This is a genomic window from Caballeronia sp. LZ029, from assembly GCF_031451275.1.
GTDB classification, from domain to species: Bacteria; Pseudomonadota; Gammaproteobacteria; order Burkholderiales; family Burkholderiaceae; genus Caballeronia; species Caballeronia jiangsuensis.
Genome location: NZ_JARUXO010000003.1, coordinates 757,118 through 769,741, shown reverse-complemented (window position 1 = coordinate 769,741; position 12,624 = coordinate 757,118). Strand labels below are relative to the sequence as shown.

General features: G+C 63.5%; 12 protein-coding genes. 1 reads left to right on the top strand and 11 read right to left on the bottom strand.

The features are described from left to right. Positions 1-7 precede the first annotated feature (7 nt). From ppk2 to QCE73_RS22875, 3 genes are read right to left on the bottom strand one after another with little or no spacing between them, the layout of a single operon-like run. A complete protein-coding gene (gene ppk2 / locus QCE73_RS22885) occupies positions 8-805 on the bottom strand; it encodes a polyphosphate kinase 2 (RefSeq protein ID WP_309884186.1) in 798 nt (265 codons plus the stop codon). A 58-nt stretch (positions 806-863) separates the two neighbouring features. Then, the gene (locus tag QCE73_RS22880) at positions 864-1,121 is read right to left on the bottom strand and encodes an RNA-binding protein (protein ID WP_035501315.1); all 258 of its coding nucleotides are present in this window, start codon (positions 1,119-1,121) and stop codon (positions 864-866) included. A gap of 58 nt (positions 1,122-1,179) precedes the next feature. Beyond that, positions 1,180-1,392, bottom strand: coding sequence for a DUF2964 family protein (locus QCE73_RS22875; protein WP_035501314.1), 213 nt, complete (start codon positions 1,390-1,392; stop codon positions 1,180-1,182). A gap of 215 nt (positions 1,393-1,607) precedes the next feature. Between QCE73_RS22875 and QCE73_RS22870 the strand changes: the two genes are divergently transcribed. Beyond that, positions 1,608-2,579: a hypothetical protein gene (locus tag QCE73_RS22870; RefSeq protein ID WP_035501312.1), complete on the top strand. Its 972-nt coding sequence runs from the start codon at positions 1,608-1,610 to the stop codon at positions 2,577-2,579. 9 nt (positions 2,580-2,588) lie between these two features. Here the strand turns inward: QCE73_RS22870 and QCE73_RS22865 are convergent, their stop codons facing one another. From QCE73_RS22865 to QCE73_RS22830, 8 genes are all read right to left on the bottom strand, one after another. Then, complete coding sequence (locus tag QCE73_RS22865) at positions 2,589-3,101, bottom strand: hypothetical protein (RefSeq protein WP_035501311.1); 513 nt, start codon at positions 3,099-3,101, stop codon at positions 2,589-2,591. Positions 3,102-3,123: 22 nt separating this feature from the next. Beyond that, positions 3,124-3,711, bottom strand: coding sequence for a hypothetical protein (locus QCE73_RS22860; protein ID WP_309883698.1), 588 nt, complete (start codon positions 3,709-3,711; stop codon positions 3,124-3,126). Between the two features lie 35 nt (positions 3,712-3,746). After that, positions 3,747-4,220: a glycine zipper family protein gene (locus QCE73_RS22855; protein ID WP_035501308.1), complete on the bottom strand. Its 474-nt coding sequence runs from the start codon at positions 4,218-4,220 to the stop codon at positions 3,747-3,749. A gap of 345 nt (positions 4,221-4,565) precedes the next feature. Further along, positions 4,566-5,237, bottom strand: coding sequence for a hypothetical protein (locus QCE73_RS22850; protein WP_309883697.1), 672 nt, complete (start codon positions 5,235-5,237; stop codon positions 4,566-4,568). A 12-nt stretch (positions 5,238-5,249) separates the two neighbouring features. Continuing rightward, positions 5,250-6,245, bottom strand: coding sequence for a 2-hydroxyacid dehydrogenase (locus QCE73_RS22845; protein ID WP_035501306.1), 996 nt, complete (start codon positions 6,243-6,245; stop codon positions 5,250-5,252). A 41-nt stretch (positions 6,246-6,286) separates the two neighbouring features. Then, a complete protein-coding gene (locus tag QCE73_RS22840) occupies positions 6,287-7,876 on the bottom strand; it encodes a TrkA C-terminal domain-containing protein (RefSeq protein ID WP_309883696.1) in 1,590 nt (529 codons plus the stop codon). 86 nt (positions 7,877-7,962) lie between these two features. Further along, positions 7,963-10,059: a glycogen debranching protein GlgX gene (gene glgX, locus QCE73_RS22835; protein WP_404989810.1), complete on the bottom strand. Its 2,097-nt coding sequence runs from the start codon at positions 10,057-10,059 to the stop codon at positions 7,963-7,965. Continuing rightward, positions 10,043-12,541, bottom strand: a complete 2,499-nt coding sequence (locus QCE73_RS22830) for a glycogen/starch/alpha-glucan phosphorylase (RefSeq protein WP_309883694.1) — start codon at positions 12,539-12,541, stop codon at positions 10,043-10,045. Before QCE73_RS22830 ends, glgX begins: the two co-directional genes overlap by 17 nt. Positions 12,542-12,624 lie beyond the last annotated feature (83 nt).

Genomic DNA, 12,624 nt, shown 5'->3' with positions numbered 1-12,624 from the left:
ATCGCGCTCAGAAGCGCTCGGGCACGTAACGAAGCGGCCGGTCGCTCTCGCGATAGCCTTCCGCCTTCTGGCGCTTGGGCAGCTTCACCTTTTCCCGCGGCACCGCCGTGTAGGGAATGCTCGACAGCAAGTGGCTGATCAGGTTGAGGCGCGCACGGCGCTTGTCGTCGGAACGCACGACGTACCACGGCGCGAGATCGGTGTCGGTGGCTTCGAACATGTCGTCGCGGGCGCGCGAATAGTCGTACCAGCGGCTGTACGAGCGCAGGTCCATTGGCGAGAGCTTCCAGATCTTGCGCTCGTCGTGGATGCGCTCTTCGAGACGCCGCGTCTGTTCCTCCTGGCCGACTTCGAGCCAGTATTTGAGCAGGATGATGCCCGAGTCGATGATCGCGCGCTCCACGAGCGGCACGCCCTTCAGGAAGGTGGTCGCCTGCTCGTCGGTGCAGAAGCCCATCACGCGTTCGACGCCCGCGCGGTTGTACCAGCTCCGGTCGAACAGCGTGATTTCGCCCGCCGCGGGCAGATGCGGCAGATAGCGCTGCACGTACATCTGCGACTTCTCGCGCTCGGTCGGCGCGGGCAGCGCGATCACGCGGAAGATGCGCGGGCTCACGCGCTCGGTGATCGCCTTGATCGTGCCGCCCTTGCCCGCGCCGTCGCGCCCTTCGAACACGATACAGACCTTCGCGCCCGTATAGACGGCCCATTCCTGCAGCTTGACGAGCTCGGCGTGCAGACGCGCAAGCTCCTTCTCGTACTGTTTCCGGCTCAGGCGCTCATGCACGCTCGCGCCTTCGCGCACGCCCCGCGATTCGCTGACAGCCTTGTCTTCTTTCAATGCTGGCTCCCCATGTGGTCCATCAGGTTTCGTTGCGCTCGGGCACGACCTGCACCATGAGCGTGCGATTTTTCCAGAACATGTTGTGGATGCGCGGCTGAAACGTGCGCAGCACGTGCGGCTCGACCTTATCGAAACTCACGACCGCGGCCGGATGTTCCCCGGTGCCGGGCACGCGCTGAATCGAATCGTACGGAGGAAAGCCGTAATTGCAGAGAAACTGCCGAATTTCGTCGTCGGTCGTGGACTCGTCTACATTGCCTATCCAGAGGTCACCCATTGCGAAGTTCTCCGTTGAGTTCTGTGATGCTTCTATAGCCTAGTACACGAACGGCCGGTCAGGTCGATCGATCGCGCTTTCCCGATCTGCGTTGCGCGAGCGGATTCAACGCGACGACGAAGATCACGATGCCGATGCCGAGCGCCCACATGCCGTAGCGGAATTCGGGCTTGATGTCATACAGCACGCCGTGCATCGTGAAGTAAAGGCCGGCGAGCCAGATGAACACGCCGATCGAGGCAACCACCATGCGCGGCTCGTTCAGTCTCATCGATGTCTCCCGATACGTTACGCGGAATGGTTCCAGTTTAGGACGTATGAACGCGCGCGTATGCATCGGGCTTGGCGCGCGGCCATCGTTAGACTACATTCTCTGCTGGTGACCGTGGGATCGGTCAACGGCTCCGCGCATGCAATGACGCATCGGCGGAGCGGCCGAATGCAACGTACGACCAACCAGCCGTTCAACGTCCGGGCGCTGCGCACATGCGAAAGCCGATCCTGTCTTCGAGCCGGTTGCGCAACTTTTCGGCGCTCGTCCTGCTCGCCGTCGCGCCTGCCGTCGCGCACGCGCAGGCCGCGCCGGAAAGGGCCGTCGTCGGCACCAACGTCAAGAACTACGCGAACGCCGTGCTCGCGATCATGTCGTACACCGCGGTGCCCGACGTCACGACCAGCTCGCTCTCCATCAACAGCGGCGCGAGCGGCAATCCGGGCTTCGGCCAGACGCAGCTCGGCGGCGGCTTTACCCTCAGCCGGTCGTTTCCGCTCTATCTCGAAGGCACCGTCGCCTACAGCCGTTACGATCCGACCTTCATCGCGACCGACGGCAATCAGCAACGCCCGGTGCCGGCGAAATGGAACACGCTGAGCACGACCGTGGGCATCGGCTGGGATTTCCCGATCACCGACGAGTTGCGCCTGCGGCCGATCCTGAACGGCATGGTCGGCCGCGTGGCGAGCGATCTGCGTGTCGCGCAAACCGTGTTCAATCATGTCGCCAACACCAATCTCCAGTTCCTCGAAGACGGCGCGCTCAACGCGTACGGTCTCGGCGGCTCGCTGATGCTCGATCTGGAGCATTACCGCGAGCACTACGAGATCGATGTCGAACTCCGCGCAACCGATATCTATCTGCGCAGTTTCGGCAGCTCGTCCGATGCGGTGCAGGGATCGGCGACCGCGCAGCAATTCAGTCTGTGGGCGCGCTGGCGTGCGCCCACAGGCTTTGCCGCGCTCGACCGGCCGGTGCGCTACGTGCTCGAAACCGCGTACTCGCATTATTTCGGCGACAGCGCCGGCGTGCTCGGCTTCAACGACCTGACCTCGCTCGGCGTGGGGCTCGAACTCGACAGCAGCAGATATCCCGTCGTCATCACGCGCACGCGGGCGATGGTGCGCTACGTGTTCGGCCACAACGTGCACGGCGTGTCGTTCGGCTTTGCCGTCAGCTTCTAGCGCGCCGCGTCACAGCACGTTGCGCTGGCTCGGATCGTATTTCGGGTCCGGCTGCTTCTGCGTCTGCCTGAGGACGCCCTGAGCGTCGAAGTAAAAATGAAACAGCATGTGGTCGATGTTGTTCTGAATGTACCGATACGACCACACCTCGCGATCCATGCGCTTGAAATACGCCGTCTCGAACGGACGGCCGAATGCGATCAGCACGTCGTTGCGCGTCCATTTGTTGACTTCGGCCCGGTAGAACTCGTTTTCCTGAAGCACTTGCCGGACACTGACCGTATTGCCCGCCGCATCGAGATCGACGGCGGTGGTCGTCGATCCCATCGGCTGCGTGGGCCACATGAGGCGCTTGCCGCCGTTGGGCAGGTCGTAGGTTTCCTTGGGCGGCCCGAGCTTCGCGACGATCGCCTGCTGGTCCATGCCGGGCTGCACGCGCTGTTCGGGCTGCGCGCAGCCGGCGAGTGCGACGGCGACGATGCACACGCCCTGCGTCAATGTGAATGCGACGCGTCTTTTCATTGGGTCTCTCCCGCGTTTGCGCTTATTTCGTCGTGGCGGGCTCCACGGAGATCGCGAGCGCTTCCGTATAGACCGCCTTCACCTGATCGCCCTTTTTCACGCGCTTCAGGCGCTCCGGGTCGAGCACGTGCAAGTCCACGATTTCGCCGCGCGGCCCGCGCAACGTGACGATCTTCGCATGACGATCGACGGCGATCACATCCGCGATGACCGTCACCTCGCGGCCCAGCTCGCCGCCCGGCTTGGCACCGCGCGGCGCGCGTTCGGCGGTGTCGTTCTCCGAGCGCGACGCCTGCGTTTTCTTGTCGACGAGACTCAGCGTCAGGGACTCGCGATACTGCGTCGTCACGACATCGCCGAGCGCGAGCTGATCGAAGTTGCGCGCCTCGTTCGTCACTTCGAGCTCGATCACCTTGCCCGCCTGCGTTTTCAGCGTGACGGTGCGCGTCGCCGGATCGATGCCGACGATCGTCGCCGTGACCTTCGCGACGCCCTGCACCGTGGCGCCGTTCGCATCGCGCGTGACGCTCACGTCGTTTTCGGGCTCGGCGGAAAGCGCGCTTGCGGAGATCGCAAGGCACGACAAGACAACGAAGCTCATGCGCTTCATGATCGCGCTCCTTGTTCTATTTGCGCCGCACGACGTTACTGGATCGAGTAGCCGCGTCCCTGCATGCACGCCGCCCACGCACGATAGTACGTGGACATCGCGCCCTGGCTCTGCGCTTGCGCATTCGACTGCTGCGCGCGTTTCTCCTGTCGCGCACGCGCGCCGCCCGCCATCGTGCCCGTTACCGCGCCGATGGCCGCGCCCTTGCCCGCATCGCCCGCGATCGCGCCGATCGCCGCACCGCCCGCCGCGCCGCGCGCCGCACCGCCCACGCGCTGGCCGCCACCCACGGCGGCGCCGCCTTGCGGTGGCGGCGCCGCCGATGCGGTCGCCGGGTCGATGCCCGTGTTGCTCTTCGCCCAGCTATAGCACGCGCCGTCGTCGTTTTGCTGTTGCTGCGCACTCTGACCTTTGGACGGATAAGCGATCGGCTTGTTCTGCGCAACGGCATCGAGCGCCATCACGGCGATCGCGATGGCGCAACCCGCACGCAATCTGTTTGCATTCATGGCGACTCCTTGCTTTGGTTCGAGCGATTCGAGAGCATGCGTCGGATCGGATTCGCGAGCGGTTGCGCGGACGCACCGCAATTCTTTTGATACACGACACCGTGGTTGTTCGCAATGAATGTCATCGCGAAAGCGGCTCTCGCATGCTTTCCGTGTTTCGTGAGGATGTGAAATACGCCTGTCGACGGGCTGTGCTGCGGTGTGGATGACTTCGGGATTGGGTGGCGGCGATTCCGGCCTTGGGAATCGATTGACTTCTCGAAGATATGCGAACCTTTCATCGATTGCAAGAATGGCAACGTAGGTGTTTATTTCGATCGTTCGTCGCACACTTCGCGCTATTAACTACCCGCCTAAAGCGATGATCGCCATCGTCAGGAGCACGCCCAGCGCCATCATCGAAAGCCCTGCTTTCCAGCCTTTCCAGCCCGCATAGCCGCCCAGCGCGAAGCCGCAGAAGAACAGCATCGCGAGCGTCAGCACGCGCGATATCAGCAATGCCGTGGGCACATGCCTGACGAGGACGAAAGGCGCGGCGACAGGAAACGTCGACAGCACGATGATGATGAAAATGCCCAGCGCCGCGAGAAAGTCGTCGCGCACGAAGCGCGCATGTTCGGGCAGGCTGCCGCTTGCCGCGATGCGCTTGCGGATGGATTCGAGATCGGCGTCGGAGACGAACGGGTCGAGCGCCGCGGACAGGCGCTCGCGCAACGCGCGCACGCCCGCCGCCGCATCGGGCTCGCGATGTATGGCGAGCGCGAGCGCATGCCTGCGTGCGCGGTTCGCGATCGTGCGCACGAGATACATGACGGCATCGGCGAGACCCCACGCGAGATTGCAGCCGATGGCGGTGTAGAGCATCTTGTGCCCCGCGGCCTCGCCGCCCGTCGCCGCCGATACCGTGCCGACGAACGTCAACGCCATGAACAGGCCGAAGCACAGCTCCGACACGCGATCCACAGTGTCGAGCACGGGCTCGCGCGCGCGTTCTTTCGGCGAATCTCCGGTGGCCATCGGCTAGCGCCGCTATTTGACCTTCACCTCGTTTTCCAGAGGCGCGTTCTTTTCGAAAGCCGTAATGCTCTGCAGCGTGGTTTCGCAAATCGTCGTCAATGCTTCGCGGGTCAGGTAAGCCTGATGTCCCGTCACGATGACATTCGGGAACGAGACGAGCCGCTGGAAAATGTCGTCGGTGATGATTTCGCTCGACAGATCGCGGAAGAAAAGATCCGCTTCCTGTTCGTAGACATCGATCGCGAGACCGCCGAGCTGGCCGGTCTTGAGCGCCTCGATGACGGCTTCCGTGTCGATCAGCGCGCCGCGGCTCGTGTTGACGAGCAGCGCGCCGCGCTTTGCACGCCTGAGCGACTCCGAATTGATGATGTGATGCGTCTGCGGCGTCAGCGGACAGAACAGCGCGACGATGTCCGCGCGCTCGCCGATCTCGCCGGGCGTCGCATAGTGCAGCCCCAGCGCCTCGAATTGCTTCGACGGATACGGATCGTAGCCGATCACGTTGCAGCCGAAGCCCTGCATGATCTTCGCGAAGACGCAGCCGATCTTGCCCGTGCCCACGACAGCCACCGTCTTGCCGTACAGATCGAAGCCGATGAGGCCGTCGAGCGAGAAGTTCGAATCGCGCGTGCGGTTGTACGCGCGATGCACCTTGCGGTTGATCGCGAGCAAGAGCGCAACCGCGTGCTCCGCCACCGAGTTCGGCGAGTAATTGACGACGCGAACGACCCTGATGCCGAGCTTCGCGGCGGCCGCGAGATCGACATTGTTGAAGCCCGTGCAGCGCAGCGCGACCAGACGCGTGCCGCCCTTGTGCAGCGCTTCGAGCACCTCGGCGTCCGCCTTGTCGTTGACAAAGATGCAGACGGCGCCATAGCCCGCCGCGAGCTCGACCGTGTCCATATCGAGCGACATGTCGTGGTATCTGAGCTTATGCTTCTCGATCTTGTTTGCTTCGTCGAGATACTCACGCTCGTAGGGTGTCGAGCTGTAGATCGCCACTTCCATGATGCGCTCCTTCAGATTTTGATGGCATGGTGACGCAAGGTCTAACCCGCGGCAAGCGATATGGCAATCTGCACGAAAAGCACTTTGACGATGGTCATCGACGGGAAAATCATCGCGTACATGATGTCGGGCTGATCCGTCGGCGCGACGCGATTGGCGAACGCGAGAATCGCCGGATTGCCGGTCGCGCCGCAGATCACGCCGATCGACGTATCGAAGGGCAGCTTGAAGATCCACAGGCAGCACACCGCCGTGACGCTCACGAGAACCAGCAGCGTGATCACACCGAAGACCAGCAGGATCGGCCCGGCCGTCGCCACGGTCGCGACGAACTTCGGCCCGCAGGAAATGCCCACTTGCGCGAGGAAGATCGTGAGGCCGAGGTTGCGCAGCACGAGATTCGCCGACAGCGGCATCACCCAGACGAACGGCCCGTTGCGCCGCGCCTTGCCGAGACACAGCGCGACCAGCAGCAACGCGGCGAGCCCGAGGCTGAACGCGCCGAGGCCGGGAACCGGCAGCGGAATCGCGCCGACGAGCAGGCCCAGCGCCGCGCCGATTCCGAGGCAGATGAAGCTCAGATCGGCCGTGCCCTTGATCGAATCGCCGAAGAACGTGCGCATCGTCGCCTGATGCGTACGATTGACGAGCAGGCCGACCCGGTCGCCCGCTTCGAGGATCAGATCGGGCGTCGAGACCATGTCGGCGTCGCCTCGGCGCACGTGCGCGACCGCGCAGTTCACGCCGTCGGGGAAGCGGATATCGCCGAGCGCCATGCCGACGACCGCCGGATTCGATGCGAACACGCGCATGTAGTCGAGGTCTTCGCGATGGCTCGCCATGCGTCCCGGCTGCAATTCGCCGCACAGCGCGGTAGCTTCGTCGAGCAGACGCCGGTCGGTGGCGGTCGCGAGGAGCACGTCGTCGGCGCGCAGCGTGAAGTCGGCCGTGGGCAACTGATTATGATGCGCGCGCCGCACCGCGGCGATCACCACGCCGGAAGGCAGGCGGCTCGCAAGCTCCGACAGCTTCAGACCGAAGAGACTCGCGTTTCTCAGCGCGATCTCCGCCGTTTCGATCAGCTTCGCCGGCGGCTTTTGAATCTTCACCTTCAGCGTGACGTTGAGCAGGTAAATGAAGAGGATCGGACCGGCGACGCCGAACGGATACGAGATGCTGTAGGCCACGGCGGCATCGTTGCTTTTCATCGATGCGATCGCGACCTGCAAACTCGCCGTGCTGGTGCCGCTGCCGGCGAACATGCCGAGCGCATCGGCGAGCGAGATGCCGAAGTGAATCAGGCCGCAGGCCACGAGGCCCGAGGCGACCACGCCGATGCAGGCGGCCAGGTTCGCCTTCGCGCCATCGCGGCTGGTGAGCCCGCGAAAGAACTGCGCGCCGTATTGAATGCCGATGCCATAGAGAAACAGCAGCAGCCCGAGCGTGCCGAGCAAGGGCGGCGGCGCGGACTTCGGCGCAAATGCGCCGATCGCGAGCCCGACGAACAGCACCGCGCCGGAACCGAGCGCCACGCCCTTGATATTGATCTCGCCGATCAGATACCCGAGCGCGATCGTCAGGAAGAGCGCGAACAGCGACTGATTCTCGAGAAAGGCCCTGACTGCATCCATGCCGCCTCCTGTGGGTGGACAAAGCAACTCAGCAGTACACGAACATTAAAGGCGCTTTACTCCGCGCAGTCCAGCAACACCTTACATCAACGCGATTCGAGCACGACGACGCTGCGCGCGCCGACCCGGCATGCAGCGCGTTCGACCGACGCCCTCTCGACATCGGCGACGATATCCAGCGGTGCCTGCGCCGCCGTGTCCACGATACGCCGCCAGCTTCCGCTATCGACCACAGGTAGAGCAATATCACGTGCGTCGTCGTTCATGTTGAAGACGATGTGCAGCATCGGCTCGCCCGCCGTCTGACCCGCGAGCGTGAACGCCACGAGGCGCGCGCCGGGATCGTGCCACGCGGGCGCATCGAGCCGTTCGCCATGCCATGCTACATCGGCGTGCGTCTGCCCGTTCGACGGCTGCCCCGTCAGAAAGCGCCGGCGGCGCAGACTCGCGTGACGCTTGCGCAGCGCGATCATCTCGCGCACGAAGCGCAGCATGTCGAGGGCGTCGCCGGAGAGTTGCCAGTCGATCCACGAGAGCGCGTTGTCCTGACAGAAAGCGTTGTTGTTGCCGCGCTGGCTGCGCAGGATTTCGTCGCCGGCGAGCAGCATCGGGACGCCCTGGCTCAGGAGCAGGATCGCCATGAAGTTGCGCGCCTGTCGAAGCCGCAGACCGATGATCGCGGGGTCGTCGGTCTCGCCTTCCGCACCGCAGTTCCACGACAGATTGTCGTTGCTGCCGTCGCGGTTGTCCTCGCCGTTCGCTTCGTTATGCTTCGCCTCGTAGCTGACGAGATCGCTCAGCGTGAAGCCATCGTGACAGGTCACGAAGTTGATGCTGTTCGCAGGCAGCCGGCCATCGTTCTGATAAAGGTCCGCGCTGCCCGCGATGCACGTGCACACCTCGCCCACGATGCCCGGATCGCCGCGCACGAAACGCCGGATCACATCGCGGTAACGCCCGTTCCATTCGGCCCACGTCATGCCCGGAAACGAGCCGACGTGATAGAGGCCGCCCGCGTCCCATGCTTCCGCGATCAACGGCACGCGCGCGAGCACCGGCGATGCCTCCATCGCCCACGGCAAAGGCGGCGTGCGCAACAATTCGCCGTGCTCGCCGCGCACGAATACGCTCGCGAGATCGAAGCGGAATCCATCGACATCGAGCTCGCGAACCCAGTATTCGAGGCAGCGCATGATGAACGCCGACACCAGCGGATGATTGCAGTTGAGCGTATTGCCGCAGCCGGTGTAGTCGCGATAGTGCCGCGCATCGTTCGAATCGATCTGATAGAACGCCTCGTTGGCGAAGACCTTGAAATGGATCACCGGTCCGTTCTTGCCCGCCTCCGACGTGTGATTGAACACGACATCGAGCAACACGCGAATGCCCGCCGCGTGTAAGGCATCGACGAATTCGCGGAACTCCTGCGGCGCTCGGGCGGGCTCCACGCAATAGCGCGGATGCGGGCTGTAGAAGCTATGCGTGCTGTAGCCCCAGTAGTTGGAGAGGCCACGCGCCGCGGCGAACGGCGGAATGTCCTGTTCATCGAAGGCCATCACCGGCAACAGCTCGACGTGCGTGACGCCGAGCGCCTTCAGATAAGGGATTTTCTCGATGAGACCCGCAAACGTGCCGGGATGGCGCACGCCGCTCGACGGATGCCGCGTGAAGCCGCCCACATGCAGTTCGTAAATGATCGCGTCGTCGAGCGTGCGGATCTCGATGTCGTCGTCGGCGCGGTCGAGCGGCGCCGTGACGATGCCCCTGAGCGATGCATGACCGGCCGCGTGCGCATCGGCGGCATGCTGACGGCGATAGAAGCGGTCGCTCACGCCGCGCGCGTGCGGATCGAGCAGTTCCTTGCGGCTCGCGTGCTCGTCGCTCATCTGCGGCACGCCGAGCGGGCCATATGCGCGCCACGTATAGCAGCAGCGCAACGGAAGATCCTCGACGAACACATGCCAGAAGAGATACGTGCGGTTCGCCTCGCTCGTCAGCGCGACGACCTGAAACGGCTCGGCGCTCTCCTCCGATGCGTACAGCAGCAGTTCCACACGCGTCGCGCGCCGGCAGAACGCGCAGAAGTTCACGCCGCCCGGCACGACCGTGGCGCCGAGCGGAAAGCGCGAGCCGGGCTGCGTGCGATAGCTTTTCCGGCCGTGCGCGTCAGGACTGAGCAAGATCGATCCTCACGGGACGCGTCTTCCAGATGCGCTCGCAATACTCGCCGATCGCGCGGTCCGACGAGAACTTGCCCGAGCGGGCCGTATTCATGATCGACATGCGTGTCCATTGCCGCGCGTCGCGCCATGCTTCGCTCACGCGATCCTGACACGCAACGTAATCGGCGAAATCGGGGAGCACGAGGAAAGGATCGTGGTGCAGCAAGTTATCGAGCAGCGGGCGGAACATCTCCTTGTCGCCGCGCGAGAAGCGGCCTTGCGCGATCTGATCGAGCGCATCGCGCAGGTCGTCGTTCTGTTGCGCGTAATCCGCGGGGCGATATCCGGTGCGCTTCAACTCGTCCACTTGTTGCGCGGTGAGGCCGAAGAGGAAGAAGTTCTCCGCGCCCGCCTCCTCGCGAATCTCCACGTTCGCGCCGTCCAGCGTGCCGATCGTCAGCGCGCCGTTGATCATGAACTTCATGTTGCCGGTGCCCGATGCTTCCTTGCCCGCCGTCGATATCTGCTCGGAGAGGTCCGCTGCGGGATAGATCCAGTGCCCGTTCTTCACGTTGAAGTCCGGATAAAAGACCACTTTCATGCGGCCTTTGATGCTCGCATCGTTGTTCACGACTTCCGCGATGCCGTTGATCAGGCGGATGATGAGCTTCGCCATCGCATAGCCCGGCGCGGCCTTTCCGCCGAAGATGAAGCAGCGCGAGGCCGCATCGGAATCCGGATCACGGCACAGGCGTCTATACAGCGTGATGATGTAAAGCGCATTCAGATGCTGACGCTTGTACTCGTGGATGCGTTTCACCTGGATATCGAACAGCGCTTCCGGATCGACGTCGATGCCGGTCGAGGTCCGGATGCGCGCCGCGAGCGCTGTCTTGTTGTCGCGCCGTATCGCGCGCCATGCTTCCTGGAAGGCGGCATCGTCGGCGTGGGCCGCGAGCGCATCGAGACGTGCGAGATCGCTGCGCCAGCCATCGCCGATGGTCTTGTCGAGCAGACGCGCGAGTCCCGGATTGCTCAGCATCAGAAAGCGGCGCGGCGTGACGCCGTTCGTCACGTTAAGGAAATGCTCCGGGAACATGTCGGCGAAATCGCGCAGCACGGTCTGCTTCAGCAGGTCCGAATGCAGCGCCGCCACACCGTTGACCGCATGACTGCCGACCGTCGCGAGATTCGCCATGCGCACTTTCTTGTCGCCGGTTTCGTCGATCAGCGACATGCGTTTGACGCGCGCATCGTCGCCGGGATACTTGCGGCGCACATCGTCGAGAAAGCGGCGATTGATTTCGTAGATGATTTCGAGCGGGCGCGGCAACAGGCTCTGAAAGAGCGGCAAACCCCATGTTTCGAGCGCTTCGGGCAGGAGCGTGTGGTTCGTATAGGCGAGCGTGCGCCGCGTGATGTCCCACGCCGCATCCCACGAAAGTCCACGCTCGTCGATGAGCAGACGCATCAGCTCCGCCACCGCGACGGACGGATGCGTATCGTTGAGCTGCGCGGCGAAAAGGTCCGCGAAACGGTCGATCGACGTGCCCTTCGCATCCATCATGCGCAGCATGTCCTGAAGCGAGCATGAGACGAAGAAGTACTGCTGGGCGAGACGCAGGCGCTTGCCGGCTTCGGGCTCATCGTTCGGATAGAGCACTTTCGAGAGCGTCTCCGAGATGACCTTTTCCTCGACGGCCTCGTAGTATTCGCCCGCGTTGAAATCCTGAAAGTCGAAGGACTCGACCGCCTCGCTTTTCCACAGGCGCAGGATGTTGCAGGTATCGACGCGATAACCCTGCACCGGCATGTCGCACGCGACGCCCTTTACCTGCCGCCTCGGAATCCAGCGCACGCGCAGCCGGCCATCGGCATCCGTTTCGCTTTCCGTGTGTCCGGCGAAGGAAACGTAGTAGCTGACATCGGGGCGCACGATTTCCCACGGATTGCCCTTTTGCAGCCACTTGTCGGTGGTTTCCGCCTGCCAGCCGTCGCGGATCTCCTGATCGAAGATGCCGAACTCGTAGCGTATGCCATAGCCGATTGCCGGAATCTCCAGCGTCGCGAGCGAGTCCAGATAGCACGCGGCAAGCCGTCCGAGGCCGCCGTTGCCGAGCCCCGGCTCTTCTTCGATGGCAAGCAGGCTGTCGAGATCGTGGCCGAGCGCGTGCAGCGCTTCGCGCGCTTCGGCTTGCATATCGAGATTGAGCAGGTTATTGCCGAGTTGCGGGCCGATCAGGAATTCCGCCGAAAGATAGCAGGCGACCTTGATGTCCTTCGCCGCATAGGTCTTCATCGACGCGGCCCAGCGCGCGAGCATCCGGTCCCGCACGCTGTAGGCGAGCGCCATGTACCAGTCCTGCTGCGTCGCGATGTCCGGATAGCGCGCCTGACGGCAGATGAGATTCCTCACGACGTCATGCTGGAACGCATAGCCGGGTACGTCGCTCGCGGCGGCTCTGACGTTCGCGCCTGCATCGAATGCGGGTACATCGCTCATGGTCGCTCCCCGGTTCGGGTCATCACACTGAGCAAGAATATGTTAGGCGGCTGGGATTACAAGCGGCGCACGTCCGTTGCATC

Excerpts from the sequence above, each read along its gene's own strand:
- QCE73_RS22880 (WP_035501315.1), bottom strand. The coding sequence starts at position 1,121 with ATGGGTGACCTCTGGATAGGCAATGTAGACGAGTCCACGACCGACGAC.
- QCE73_RS22875 (WP_035501314.1), bottom strand. The coding sequence starts at position 1,392 with ATGAGACTGAACGAGCCGCGCATGGTGGTTGCCTCGATCGGCGTGTTC.
- QCE73_RS22870 (WP_035501312.1), top strand. The coding sequence starts at position 1,608 with ATGCGAAAGCCGATCCTGTCTTCGAGCCGGTTGCGCAACTTTTCGGCG.
- QCE73_RS22865 (WP_035501311.1), bottom strand. The coding sequence starts at position 3,101 with ATGAAAAGACGCGTCGCATTCACATTGACGCAGGGCGTGTGCATCGTC.
- QCE73_RS22860 (WP_309883698.1), bottom strand. The coding sequence starts at position 3,711 with ATGAAGCGCATGAGCTTCGTTGTCTTGTCGTGCCTTGCGATCTCCGCA.
- QCE73_RS22855 (WP_035501308.1), bottom strand. The coding sequence starts at position 4,220 with ATGAATGCAAACAGATTGCGTGCGGGTTGCGCCATCGCGATCGCCGTG.
- QCE73_RS22850 (WP_309883697.1), bottom strand. The coding sequence starts at position 5,237 with ATGGCCACCGGAGATTCGCCGAAAGAACGCGCGCGCGAGCCCGTGCTC.
- QCE73_RS22845 (WP_035501306.1), bottom strand. The coding sequence starts at position 6,245 with ATGGAAGTGGCGATCTACAGCTCGACACCCTACGAGCGTGAGTATCTC.
- QCE73_RS22840 (WP_309883696.1), bottom strand. The coding sequence starts at position 7,876 with ATGGATGCAGTCAGGGCCTTTCTCGAGAATCAGTCGCTGTTCGCGCTC.
- QCE73_RS22830 (WP_309883694.1), bottom strand. The coding sequence starts at position 12,541 with ATGAGCGATGTACCCGCATTCGATGCAGGCGCGAACGTCAGAGCCGCC.